We start from the raw sequence: 11,588 nt of genomic DNA on the forward strand, positions 1-11,588 counted from the left end.
GAGCCGGCAAGGAACCCACAAAAAACCCCGGGCTTGCCGGGGCTTTCTGGACCGCGAATTGGGGTAGCCTCTCTCGAAAAGTATCTGCAACTTGTTGTTTTTTCGGCAATTATAATATTCAGGTTCTGTTTAGATACCGCAGCAACTACCGCTGGATCTCGTCGCTTGAAAACTGGATTTGAACCAAAAACCAAGCCGTCTTTTACATGACGGTCAATCGCCACTTCGGCAAGCCAATCGACAGCATCTCGCGCATGGCTTCTCTGCCAGAGCGCGCACTACCCGGCCACTTCGAATCTGTTCGTAAGAATCAAGGCTCATGCCTGACGGGTTCCTCGCGAACTTGGCTTCGATTTGCTCCAGACAGCCCCGGCAAAACCATTTCTGGCAAACACTTTCAGAGGCATCCGGCCCTTATACCTCCGACCGTCGAGATCCTCGTAAGTCACCAAGATCGGAATCTGAACGCCGTAGTTCAACTGACGACTGGATTTTTCAACACCGAACGAGCCGAACGCGGTAGACAGATCCTCCCCATTCCGCAACAGGGCGACCATGCTTTCTTCCTCGAAGCACCGCGTTATTCCCTCCATCATCTGCTCCGTCGCGCCTTCTCCGTGAAGAGATGAAACCCTATCAGCGTCCGCGTGCAACCGAATGTTAACCGCAGGCCGGTTTCCAGAATTCGAGATGATCAAATTGAACGTACTCGCCGTTCTTAGCTCTGAGTGCTCGTCGACGAACGCCGTCACAATGGGTCTGTTGCTCTGCAGCCAGAACCTGCGTGTGAAGTACAGAGATACCAGGGACACAAACAAAGCCCCTATAGATATCGCAACCGGCAGATCAATCTGCATATCGACCTCTCTCGTCTAAACGTACTCACCAGTCCGGGCCCATGACCGGATACCACGACTCAGAAACGCCGCTTTCGAACATTGAACTTCTAAGATCCTCGAACAATTTCAATTGTTCCAGATCACACTCCGGCGTTGTCCACATTGTCATCTGGGTGCTTGAGGCGATCTCTCCAGTCAACGGGGGATGACGGATTGGCGCCGAAGACGACACAAGCACTCCGGATATCCGTCTCGATGCAATGTACTTAGCCAACCGAACATGATGGATATTAAGGAAGTCAATATTGTGGTTGTCCAAAAATGCAGCGGCGTTGGCAGGATCTTGGGCATCTACGATGCAGTACGGAGGCAACACATCGTCTATGCACACCGCCAACAGCCCTGGGGTTGCAGATTTCTCTATTTGCTTTACACCAGTAGAGAGCTGTGATTCCGCATTCTTGGCGGAGTAGATGCGTTTGCACGCCAAGGCAAGACACCCTGATTCCAAGGTTACAACTAGGTCTGGCTCGCATATTTCCGCAGGAATGCCCCTACCCCCTAGAAGACAGAGCAATTCCAACTCCCAAAGCTTGTCTTTGGCCCTCGACGGAGATCTATCTCCCGGATCTAAAGCATCTTTCTTAAGCGTCCAAAGATGATCTTTAGCATCATCACGACCCAGTAGAACGCTGGCCGCCCTAGCGATCCTATCGAGATACTGTCCACGCAACATCGCCCGTTCAACATCCTTCTCGCTACTGACTTCGGCTAGTGGATTCTGTGCGAATCGGATCGAATCGTCGATCAATCGTGCAAGGCCAGATGTCGGATTGACTGTCACTCCCGCGTCGGAAAACTGTTCTCGCAACCTGCTCGCTGCCGCGACCGCAGCCCCGAACATGGTCGAAGACCTGAGGAGAACACTGCTTTCCTCCATGCCTGCCATCGCTACCCTCACTCGTGCTCCGGTGTGGCGCGTCCACAGTTATAGCAGCGTCGGAAGTCGGGCAGCTGCCGTCCGTACATCCTCCGGCCCATCCTCGGGCCTCCAAGCGGGCCTTCACAGAAGCGGCACGGCTGAACACTCCCTTTTTCCCAGCGCACTAGACGCCAGAAAAAGTACGCAGCCCAGACAAGGGCGACTAGTGATCCGGCCTGAAAGATCCGCGTTCCAAACTGCGCAAAACCCTCAGTCAGCGGGGAATTCCCGGCGCGCAACAACAGCAGCGCAACTGCAAAGCTGACCAACAAGACTCCGGCTGGACGCCACAGCCCCCTGAGCAACACCATGTTCCAGTTCATTCCCCTGCTCCGATACCATTTCGATCCCCAAGGAACACCCTACTCCGTCCAATCTCACGGATCGAGACTGCGATGCCTGATCGGCTGCCGCCCTGCTTCACCGGCTTCATCCAGAAGCCTCAGGATGTCTTCCACCCGCCAAGCGGTGATGCGTTGTCCCAACGAACGTACCGGCTGAGGATAGCGTCCGGATTTGACGCCGGCCCACCAAGTCGAACGCGACACCGGAATGATTGCCGGGATCGCCGGCTTTCCGTTTCGCGCGGGACAGCCGATGATCTGATGCAACCGCAGGAAGCCCGTCTCGGGGATTCGGCGCAGCACAATCACGCGGAGCCCACCTTCAGTCGGCAACATCTGACTATGCTCCGTGTCGCGAGCCATGCGCCGATCTCCGCTTCCGGAACTCCCGATCGCGCGCCATGAACGCTTCGAGCATGTGCGGCACCAGCGTCGGCGCATCGACCGGCTCGCCATAGGTCTGCGCGTGCAGCGTGGCGTATTGCTCAAGATCCGCCTGCAGCGCCTTGCTGCAGTTGAAGCTGAAACGCACCGTCTCGGTCTTCGGCAGCGGGCCGAGCCGTAGCTTGTTCGCACTCACGGCTCCGCTCCCACCCGCAACGCCGCGGGGCGATACGGCCGCAGCACCAGGTCGCGGCCGACGAGGACGCGCACCGGCATCCCGGCGCGAATGGTCAGCGTGGGCTGCACGTCTAGGTTGCGCCGCGTGACCTCCTGGCCGACCTGATTGATGACTTCCTGCGCGCTGTCGCGGCCGGCATACACGATGCGGTTGCCGTCACGGTTCTCCGGCGCGGCCAGCTCGGCGCCGACGCCCAGCAGCGTGGTCAGCGCGGCGCCGGCGAACAGGCGGCGCCAGTGCATGTTCACGCCGTCCTCAAGCCCGGCGTAGCCTGCGGGATCGGCGCCAACGAAGCCGTCCAGCGTCAGCGAGGACGTGTCCGGCAGGATCACGCGCTGCCAGACCACCTGCACGCGACGCTGGCCGTAGCCGACGTCGCTGTCGTAGCGCCCGAGCAGCCGCGAACCCTGCGGGATCAGGAGATGCCGCCCGGTCGCGGTGTCATACACGGGTTCGGTCACGGTCGCGATGACCTCGCCCGGCAGGTCGGAGCGGATGCCCGTCACCAGCGCCGCGGCGATCACCGTCCCGGCCATGACCTGATAGGGCGACGCCGGCGGCTGCAACTCGCCGCGGTTGCGGGTTTCAGTGGCGGTCGTCGGCGACTGTTCGCCCTGCGGGGGCGACAAGCCAGCGAGCAACGAATCGAACTGCGACGGAGCCGAAAGCGATCCCGTCGCCGCGCCATCGACGCCGCGCGACGCACGCGCGCCACCGCCGAAGAACACCGGCGAGCGCATGGCCTCCTCCGCTTCCTTCACCTGCGCCAGTCGTTCGGCTTCGGCGGGATCTTCGCCGTAGGCGTAGCCCTGCGCCTCGCGCTCGGCGCGCAGGATCGGTGCGCCCAGGTCGCCGGGCAGCGGTTCGCCGAGTTCCGGCACGTCGGGCGGCAACGCCTCGTCCTCCTCCGGCATGGCCAGGAGCGGCGGCGGCAACTTGGTGTAGTCCTCCGGCAGCCGATCCAGCGCCTCGGTACGGGCGATCCGCTCGACGTTGTGCAGCTCGCCCGGCCCCTCCATCGCCCGCCGCTGCGACGAGTGCAGCGACCACCAGGTCGCGCCGAGTATCGCCAGCACCAGCGCGCCCGACAGCGCGACCAGCATCCGGCGGTTCAGGCGCGTGACCGGCCGCGGCGGCGCGCGCAGCGCGACGGACTCGGGCGGCAGCTTCGGGGCGGCTTGCGTTTCCATCTCAGCGCCTGTCCGCGCGGTCGGTGCGCTCGATGCGCACCACCTCGGCCCGATCGCCGCCCAGGCGCAGTTCCGCGGCGCCGAACAGCCGATCGACGACGTAGTACGGCGCGAGGTAGCGGTAATTCACCAACTGGCCTTCGCCGCGTGGCCCGACCACGAACAGCGGCGGCAGTTCGCCCTGCGCGATCCCGGCCGGGAACTGGATGTAGACCGCGCGACCGTCGTCGAACGCCTGCCGCGGGCGCCACGGCGCATTCGCGCCGGTGATCGCGTAGCGGAAGCGCAAGTCCTGCAGCGGCAATCCGACCTGCGTTGGCGGCTGCGCTTCCTGCGCGCGCCGTTGCAGCGCCCGCATCCGATCCTGCGGATAGTCCCACGACACCGACGCCATCCACGTCTGTTCGGTCGAGGTCAGTTCGATCAGGTACGTGCGCCGGTCGGTGGTAATGACTAGGTTCGTCTGCAGGTCGGGGCGCGTCGGCTTCACCAGCACGCTCACGCGCTGTTCCCCGCCGCTGCCGCTGACGGTATCGCCGACGACCCAGCGCACGGTGTCGCCAGCGGCCATCGTGACCAACTGCTCGCCCGGCTGCAGCGCGATCAGCGTCACCCGGCCGGGACTGGCGTAGACCTGGTACAGCGCCCCCTCGACGTAAGGCCAGACCTGGGTCGCGTTGACGAAGCCCCCGCGCACCGGCGCCACCCGCGCCTCGTTCAGCGCCTGCGTCACGCCTGTCTGCACGTCGGCAGGTTCGACCTTCGGCGTCGGCTTCACCGGCAACGGCTTCCACTGTCCGGGCCACCGCAGCGCCTCCGGTATCGCGAACGCCTCGGCAACCGCCGCGTCCGGTTCGACCTCGGCAATCGCCTCCACCGCCGGCTCGTCCAGCGTGATCGCCGGCGGCTTCTTCGCCGACGTCGCGCAGCCGGCCAGCGCGAGTCCCAGCGGCAACACAGCAACACGCATCCACACGTTCATGGCGTCACTCCTTCGGTATCGAGTTCGCGGCTCCACGAGAGCCCGTTGACGTAGATCCCCAGCGGATTGCGGCGCAGTGCTTCGGCGGTGCGCGGCGGTTGCAGCACGAACGAGATGACCGCCGTCCACCGCTCCAGCCCCGCGCCGGCACCATCGACGTAGCGCCGCTCCGTCCAGCGCACCTGGAATGAGCTGTCGCTGAGCCGCACGACGCTGGTGATCTGCACCACCACCGTCTCGCGGCCGATGCGCGCGAAGGGATCGTTGCTGCGCGCATGGTCGTTCAACGCCGCCGCGCCCCGGTCGGTGGCGTAGCCGTAGGCGTCGAGCCAGTTCTGCCGCACCACCACCGGGTCGATCGACAGCGAACGCACAAGCGTCACGAAGCGCGCGAGGTGGTGCGCCATCTGTGCTTCGGTCGGCCGGTATGGCGTCACTGCTTCGCCCACCGCGCGCACCTGCCCGCCGCTGTCCACTTCCACCACGTAGGGCGTGACGATGGACTGCGCCGAGCGCCAGACCAGCCCGGCGGCCATGCCGATGGCGAGCAGCAGGCAGCCGAAGGCCATCAGCCGCCAGTTCGCCGCCTGCGCGGTCGTCGTGCCCAACCGCTTGTCCCAGACCTGCCCGGCCGCTTGGTATGGCGTTGCCGGTTCCGGTGTCTCCGCATAGCGCACGCGCGGTCGTCTGAAGCGCATCGTCTCTCTCCTTTACCGATTCGAGGGATCGCGCAGGCTCGGCGACGCACCGCCACCACCCGCATCGCCGCTGCGCAGTGCGTGCGCAGCCATCGCCGCGCCGTGCATCGCGCTCCTGCCGCGCTCGCGCAGCCGCTGCGCCCAGGCAGGTGTCTCGCCTGTACCCTGGGGTCTTGTCGTCGCAGGCGTGCCACCGCCACCGCGCGGTGCGGAGGCAGCAGAGGCAGAGGCCGTCTTCGCCGCCATCGCGGCGCGGCCCACACCAACGGCGGCACCGACTGCGGTGACGCTGCCGGCCACGCCCAGAGCGGTGCCCGCCGCGGCGCCGGCACTGAGCTGCGGTCCGCCCGATACCAAGCCGGTCGCGATGCCAGGTCCGAAGATCCCGAGCCCAAGCAACGTCAGAGATCCGAGCATCACCGCCAGCGCGTAGTCGAGCGACGGCTCGTCCGGCACCATGCGGAACTCGTCGAACAGCCCCGTGCCGATGCCGACGATCACCGCCAACACCAGCACCTTGATCCCGGACGACACCACGTTGCCCAGCACCTTCTCGGCCAGGAACGCGGTCTTGTTCCACAGCGCGAACGGCACCAGCACAAAACCCGCCAACGTGGTCAACTTGAACTCGATCAACGTGACGAACAGCTGCACCGACAGCACGAAGAAACTGACGATGACGACCAGCCAGGCCAGGAACAGCACGACGATGGGATCGAGGTTGGCGAACACCTGCGGGAAGCCCGCCAAATCGCCGATCTGGTCGAGGATCGGCTGGCCGGCATCCACGCCGACCTTTGCAAGCCGCCCCGGCTGCAGAAACTCGGCCTCGCTGATCATCGAACCCGATGCGGTCAGTCCGAGTCCCGCGAACGAGCGGAACAGGATGCCGGCCAGCGCATTGAAGTTGCCGAGGATGAAGGCGAAGGCACCGACGTAGAGCACCTTGCGGATCAGCCGGCCCATCACGTCCTGCCCGCCCATCGCCCAGAACAGGCCGGCGAGCGTCATGTCGATGACGACCAGCGTGGCGGTCAGGAACGCGACCTCGCCCCCGAGCAGGCCGAAGCCCGAGTCGATGTAGCGGGAATACACATCGAGGAAGCGGTCGATGACCGTGATGTCGTCCACGTCCGCGCTCCGTCAATCGCCGTAGAACCGCACCGGCGTCGGCGTGTACGGCACGCCCTCGCCGCGGAACCGCCGGCGCACCTCGCGCGCCTGCTCGTGCACGGCCAGCGTGCGCGCGTGCTCCAGCGCCACCGCGCGATCCTGCGCAAGCTGGAGCTGTTGGCCCTGGATCGCCTGTCGTGCCTGCAGCGCCAGCAACTGGTTCGTCGCCTGCACCGCCTGCAACTGCCCGGCCGCCGACTGGCTGCGCGCCACCAGGTCGCCCAGCGCCCGTTCGTCGATGGCGAAGTTCTCCACCGCCTGCGCCTGCAGTCGGGTCGCGGTGTGCAGCGCCTCCAACGAATTGCGCCAACGCTCGCGCGCGTCACTCGCCATTTCGCCACCGCTGACCGCGGCCGTGTAGCGTTCCGGGTACAGACGTCGGAACTGCTCGTCCATGCGCGAGACCTCGAACGCCAGCCCGCGGGCCTCGTCGATCAGTCGCTGGCTGTCGGCCAGTGCAGACCGCAGCTCCTGCAAGGCGCTGAAGTCGAGGCCGGTCAGGTTGCGGGCGTCGTTCGCCAGCATCTGCGCTTCGTTCTGTAGCTGGCGCACCTGGTTGTTGATCTGTTCCAGCGTGCGCGCGGCGGTGAGCAGGTTCTGCTGGAAGTTGGCCGGGTCGAACACGACCGCCTGCGCGTGCGCATGACCCGCAAACAGCGCACCGGCCACCAACAGGGACAACAAGGTCTTCTTCATGACGCAATCTCCGGGTCGGGGGAAGGGACACCGGCACGCGCTGCCGGTGCTTGAGAGAGAAGGTCGGCAGCCCAGCCGAGGCCGCGCTCGCGCAGCCACGCACCGGTGAAGCCCGGCACACCGGCCTCCGCCAGCACGCGGTCGACGTCCCGCTGGTCGGCCGGGGTCGAGGCGCCGGCAAAGGCCAGCGCCACCGGCCCGAGATCCAGGTCGAACAGGCGATTGCCCACGCGCGAGCGGTAGTAGTAGTCGCGCGTCGGCTGCGCGGTCGCGACCAGCTCGATCTGGCGGGAATTGAGGCCGAAGCCTTCGTAGACCGTGCGGATCTGCGGCTCCATCGCCTGCGGGTTCGGCAGGAAGATCCGGCTGGCGCAGCTCTCGATGATCGCCGGCGCGATCGCCGAGTCCTTCACGTCCGCAAGCGACTGGGTGGCGAACACCACCGACACGTTCTTCTTGCGCAAGACCTTCAGCCACTGTCGGATGCGCGCGGCGAACACCGGGTCGTCGAGGAACAACCAAGCCTCGTCCAGCACCAGCAGCGACGGACTGCCGTCGAACCGCTCGTCGAAGCGGGCGAACAGGTAGCGCAGCACCGCCAGCGTCGCGGCGCGACTCGCCATCAGTTCTTCCATCTCGAACCCCTGCACGTCCGCGCTGCCGAGCCGTTCGCCCTCGGCGTCCAGCAGCCGGCCATGCGCCCCGCCCAGCACGTAGGGCGCCAGCGCCTGCCGCAAGGCGTTGGATTGCAACAGCACCGACAGCCCGGTCAACGTGCGCTGTTCGATGGGTGCGCCGGCAAGGTTGCCCAGCGCCGACCACACCGCCTCCTTCTCGGTCGGGCCGATTTCGACGCCCTCCTGCCGCAATCGCTCCTCGACCCACTCCGCGGCCCAGGCACGGTACGCCTCGCGGTCGATCCGGGTCAGCGGCTGGAAGGCCATGCCACCGTCGCCGCCGAGATCGTAGTGCTCGCCGCCCAGCCCCAGGATCGTGGCGCGCAGCGAGCGGCCCATGTCGAAGACGAAGATGCGCGAGCCGGCATAGCGCCGGAACTGCAGCATCAAGGTGGCCAGCAGCACCGACTTGCCGGCGCCGGTCGGCCCGACGACCAGCGTATGGCCGACATCGCCCACATGCAGCGACAGCCGGAACGGCGTCGCGCCATCGGTGCGGCAGACTAGCAGCGGCGGCCCGCCGAGATGCGCGTTGCGCTCCGGCCCGGCCCACACCGCCGACACCGGCATCAGGTGCGCCAGGTTCAAGGTCGAGACGATCGGCTGGCGCACGTTGGCGTAGGCATTGCCGGGGATCGACGACAGCCAGGCTTCGACGGCATTGAGCGCTTCCGGCACGGTCACGAACCCGCGGCCCTGGATCACGCGCTCGACCTGCCGCCGGTGCTCGTCGGCCACGTTGGCATCGCGATCAAGCACCGTCACCGTCGCGGTGACGTAGCCGAAAGCGACCGCATCGCTGCCCAGTTCCTGCAGCGCGGCGTCGGCATCGGCGGCGTTGTTCGCCGCATCGTTGTCGATGAGGGGGCTTTCCTGCTGGAAGATGGTCTCGCGCAGCAGCGCCACCACCGACTTGCGTTTCGCAAACCACTGGCGGCGCAGCCGCACGAGTTCGGTCTCCGCCTCGGCCTTGTCGAGACAAATGAAGCGCGTGACCCAGCGATAGCCGAAGCCGAGCCGGTTCAGCTCGTCCAGCAGGCCCGGCCAGGTCGAGGTCGGGAACCCGCGCACCGTCACCGTGCGAAGGTGTCGATCGCCCAGCATCGGCGCCAGCCCACCCGACAGCGGGCAGTCGGCCAGCAGCGCATCGAGATGGAACGGCACGGCCGGCACCGCGACCGGGTGCCGGCGTGTTGAGACGCAGCCGTGCAGATAAGAAAGCGTCGCCGCATCGTCCAGCCACGCCAGCGCCGGCATCACACCGTCGAGCAGATCGTAGAGCCGATCGGACTCGGCGACGAACGCCGCCAACCGCTCGCGCCAGTCGGCATCTCCTTGTGCGGCGTGTTCGTACAGCACCCGCGACGCCCGCGCCCGTGCGTCTTCCGGCGGCAGGTACTGCAACGTCAGGAAGTAGCGGCTCTCGAAGTGGGTGCCGACCTGCTCGAACGCTGCGCGCCGCTCCTCGTCCACCAGCCACGACAGGGATTCCGGGAAGTCCGACGCCGGATACCCGGCGGCCTCGAAGCGTTCGGCCTCCACGTACAGCGCCCAACCGGAACCCAGCCGCTTGAGTGCGTTGTTGACCCGCGCACTCACCGACACCAGCTCCGCCTCGGTCGCGCTGTCGAGATCCGGTCCGCGATAGCGCGCGGTGCGCTGGAAGCTGCCGTCCTTGTTCAGCACCACGCCGGGCGCCACTAACCCGGCCCACGGCAACCAGTCGGCGAGCAGGGCGGGACGCTTGCGGTACTCGGCCAGGTGCAGCATGGCTACACGTCCAGCAGCGAACGCTGCTTCAGGTGCCGGGCGAACACCGGCATGAACTGCGGATCGAGCCGCGCGCCCCAGACCGCCAGCGTGTGCCCGACGATCCACAACACCAGCCCCGGAATCCAGAGCTGCAGGCCGAGTCCGACAGCGGCGGCCAGCGTGCCGTTGGCGATCGCCACCGTGCGCGGCGCACCGCCCAGCAGGATCGGCTGGGTCAGCGCCCGGTGCAGCGGCACCTCGAAGCCGGGCAGCGGTTCGGCGCTCATACCAGCGCCCCGCCGGAGAAGGAGAAGAACGACAGGAAGAACGAGGATGCGGCGAACGCGATCGACAGCCCGAACACGATCTGGACGAGCCGCCGGAAACCACCGCTCGTGTCGCCGAAAGCCAGCGTCAAGCCGGTGACAATGATGATGATGACCGCGATGATCCGCGCCACCGGCCCCTGGATCGAATCGAGGATGGCCTGCAACGGCCCTTCCCACGGCATGCTCGACCCACCCGCGCTCACCGATGATGCGAGCATCAGCAGCAGCGAACCTAGGGCCGCCGCGTTGATCGCGGGCGTCCATTGCTGCGCCCGCAGCGCAGCCACGGGCAATCGTTCCGACTTCATGACGGATCTCCTGTCGTTGGGAAAACGAGTGGCGCTTGCGCCAGATGCGTTTGCGACTCCAGCCGGTAGCCGCTGTCGTCTAGGCCGGTCACGCGCGCGATGTCCTGCACCCGTCGGGCGCGACCACGGCCGGCGATGAACACCACCACGTTGACCGTCTCGGCGATCAGCGCACGCGGGGCGGCCAGCGCGACTTCAAGGATCAACTGTTCTATCCGCAGCAGCGCGCCGAGCACGGAACCGGCGTGCACCGTGGCGACCCCGCCGGGATGCCCGGTGCCCCACACCTTGACCAGATCCAGCGCCTCGCCGCCGCGCACCTCGCCCACCGCCACCCGGTCGAGCCGGAACCGCATCGCCACGCGCACCAGGTCGGCCAGCGTCACCACGCCCGGCTGCGTGCGCAGCGGCACATGGTCGGCTGCGGTGCACTGCAGCTCCACCGTGTCCTCCACCAGGAACACGCGGTCGCCGATCTCGGCAATCTCCGCGAGCAGCGCATTGGCGAGCGTGGTCTTGCCTGTGCTGGTGCCGCCGGCGATCAGGATGTTCTGTTCCTCGCGCACCGCCTGCCGCAGGAACGCCGCCTGCGCCGCGGTCAGGATGCCGTCGTTCACGTAGTCGGCCAGGCGCCAGACGCCGATTGCCCGCTTGCGCAACGCGAAGGCCGGCGCCGTCACCACGGGCGGCAGCACGCCCTCGAAACGCTCGCCGGTTTCCGGCAGTTCCGCGCTCAGCAGCGGCTTGCCCGCGTGCACCTCTGCGTGTACGTGCGAGGCCACCAGCCGGATGATCCGTTCGCCATCGGACGGCGTGAGCGACACGCCCATCGGCGCGCGTCCGGTGGAGAGCCGGTCGATCCACAGCTTGCCGTCGGGATTGAGCATCACCTCGACCACGTCCGGGTCTTCCAGCGCGGACGCAATCGCCGGCCCCAACGCCGTGCGCAACATGCGCACGCGCCGATCCTGCGACACCGCCACGGGGGAGTAAGCG

13 protein-coding genes are annotated in these 11,588 nt (G+C 66.4%); all 13 read right to left on the reverse strand.

Going from position 1 to position 11,588, the window contains the following annotated elements; all coding sequences use genetic code 11:
- Positions 1–317: 317 nt before the first annotated feature.
- The gene (locus FQY83_RS11185; protein ID WP_146388000.1) at positions 318–857 is read right to left on the reverse strand and encodes a hypothetical protein; all 540 of its coding nucleotides are present in this window, start codon (positions 855–857) and stop codon (positions 318–320) included.
- Between the two features lie 25 nt (positions 858–882).
- A complete protein-coding gene (locus FQY83_RS11190) occupies positions 883–1,788 on the reverse strand; it encodes a hypothetical protein (RefSeq protein WP_146388002.1) in 906 nt (301 codons plus the stop codon).
- Between the two features lie 410 nt (positions 1,789–2,198).
- Complete coding sequence (locus tag FQY83_RS11195) at positions 2,199–2,528, reverse strand: helix-turn-helix transcriptional regulator (protein WP_238333470.1); 330 nt, start codon at positions 2,526–2,528, stop codon at positions 2,199–2,201.
- Entirely contained in the window at positions 2,506–2,745 is a 240-nt protein-coding gene (locus FQY83_RS11200; RefSeq protein WP_146388006.1) for a DUF2274 domain-containing protein, read from the reverse strand. Before FQY83_RS11200 ends, FQY83_RS11195 begins: the two co-directional genes overlap by 23 nt.
- A complete protein-coding gene (locus tag FQY83_RS11205) occupies positions 2,742–3,977 on the reverse strand; it encodes a TraB/TrbI/VirB10 family type IV secretion system protein (protein ID WP_146388008.1) in 1,236 nt (411 codons plus the stop codon). Before FQY83_RS11205 ends, FQY83_RS11200 begins: the two co-directional genes overlap by 4 nt.
- A gap of 1 nt (position 3,978) precedes the next feature.
- On the reverse strand, positions 3,979–4,959 hold the full coding sequence (gene trbG / locus FQY83_RS11210; RefSeq protein ID WP_146388010.1) for a P-type conjugative transfer protein TrbG: 981 nt from the start codon (positions 4,957–4,959) through the stop codon (positions 3,979–3,981).
- Entirely contained in the window at positions 4,956–5,657 is a 702-nt protein-coding gene (gene trbF, locus FQY83_RS11215; protein WP_146388012.1) for a conjugal transfer protein TrbF, read from the reverse strand. The genes trbG and trbF overlap by 4 nt, the downstream gene beginning before the upstream one ends.
- A gap of 12 nt (positions 5,658–5,669) precedes the next feature.
- A complete protein-coding gene (gene trbL, locus FQY83_RS11220; RefSeq protein ID WP_146388014.1) occupies positions 5,670–6,788 on the reverse strand; it encodes a P-type conjugative transfer protein TrbL in 1,119 nt (372 codons plus the stop codon).
- Between the two features lie 12 nt (positions 6,789–6,800).
- Positions 6,801–7,526: a P-type conjugative transfer protein TrbJ gene (gene trbJ, locus FQY83_RS11225; protein ID WP_146388017.1), complete on the reverse strand. Its 726-nt coding sequence runs from the start codon at positions 7,524–7,526 to the stop codon at positions 6,801–6,803.
- On the reverse strand, positions 7,523–9,973 hold the full coding sequence (trbE, locus tag FQY83_RS11230; protein WP_146388019.1) for a conjugal transfer protein TrbE: 2,451 nt from the start codon (positions 9,971–9,973) through the stop codon (positions 7,523–7,525). The genes trbJ and trbE overlap by 4 nt, the downstream gene beginning before the upstream one ends.
- Positions 9,974–9,975: 2 nt before the next feature.
- Positions 9,976–10,242, reverse strand: a complete 267-nt coding sequence (locus tag FQY83_RS11235) for a VirB3 family type IV secretion system protein (RefSeq protein WP_146388021.1) — start codon at positions 10,240–10,242, stop codon at positions 9,976–9,978.
- On the reverse strand, positions 10,239–10,592 hold the full coding sequence (locus FQY83_RS11240) for a TrbC/VirB2 family type IV secretion system protein (protein ID WP_146388023.1): 354 nt from the start codon (positions 10,590–10,592) through the stop codon (positions 10,239–10,241). Before FQY83_RS11240 ends, FQY83_RS11235 begins: the two co-directional genes overlap by 4 nt.
- Positions 10,589–11,545, reverse strand: coding sequence for a P-type conjugative transfer ATPase TrbB (trbB, locus tag FQY83_RS11245; RefSeq protein ID WP_146388142.1), 957 nt, complete (start codon positions 11,543–11,545; stop codon positions 10,589–10,591). The genes FQY83_RS11240 and trbB overlap by 4 nt, the downstream gene beginning before the upstream one ends.
- Positions 11,546–11,588 lie beyond the last annotated feature (43 nt).

The organism is Luteimonas marina, from assembly GCF_007859325.1.
GTDB lineage: Bacteria > Pseudomonadota > Gammaproteobacteria > Xanthomonadales > Xanthomonadaceae > Luteimonas > Luteimonas marina.